This is a genomic window from Mesorhizobium sp. M7A.F.Ca.ET.027.02.1.1 (genome assembly GCF_004022985.1).
In the GTDB taxonomy this organism is placed as follows: Bacteria; Pseudomonadota; Alphaproteobacteria; order Rhizobiales; family Rhizobiaceae; genus Mesorhizobium.
The window spans coordinates 1-780 of record NZ_RZOL01000858.1 but is presented as its reverse complement, the minus strand read 5'-3'; the positions used below and the strand labels follow the sequence as shown (position 1 = coordinate 780).

General features: G+C 59.7%; 1 protein-coding gene. It reads right to left on the bottom strand.

The window, feature by feature from the left end; all coding sequences use genetic code 11:
• The coding region (locus EN749_RS36645) for an alpha/beta fold hydrolase (RefSeq protein ID WP_245491597.1) at positions 1-780 on the bottom strand (780 nt) is incomplete at both ends.

The following is a 780-nucleotide window of genomic DNA, read 5'->3' as shown; positions in this document are numbered from 1 at the left end:
AAATGTGGATGCTTCGGCCCCATCTCGATGAACTGGCGGCGAAACACGTCGATGTCGATATCCGGAGAGGCCAGGATGACGTTCTTGATCTTCGCCGGGATGGATTTTTCCCGCATCGCAACGCCGCGAAGCGCCTCAGTCGCAAGCCAGGTTCCCATCGAATGGGCGAGGACGGTCACGTCGTCGACGTCGGAACTTCGTGCGGCCTGAAGGATCAGGTCTTCGAGAGCCCGGCGCGAATAGTTGGCGCTCTCCTTATCATAGGCGTAGTCGAAAAACCTTGCCCGTGATGGCCAGGCGAAGAGAATGGGCGCTGCGTCAGTCCCCCCGTCGTGAACGATCTGGGCGAAGCGGAAGACGGCATCGGCATAGGTATTGTTGTAGCCGTGCACGAAGATTAGCGCCTGCCGCTTGGCGTTCCGGTTCTTGCGGAACCACCCAAGGGCCTGCCTTTCTGATGCAACTTTATCGACGTCGACGACGGCAAACTCCTTCTCGAGATTGGGCGGGACGCGTTTGGGCCGCTGGACCTTACCGACAACGCGGTTTTGGTCCGGAGGTATGGAAACGGTGATGCTGTTCAGCGAAATTTCCCGGCCGCGCTCCCCTGTATAGAGTTGGCCGGGCTTGTCCGAGGGCTTTCGCGTCGTCGCCACGAGCATTGGGACGTGGGTGGCGTCGCTCGATGCGATTGTGGGAGGTTCAAGCACGCTCTCGGTCTGCGTCGCGCAGCCAGATACGAGTACGCAATGGGTCAACAGGATCGAGAGTGCCCACTGA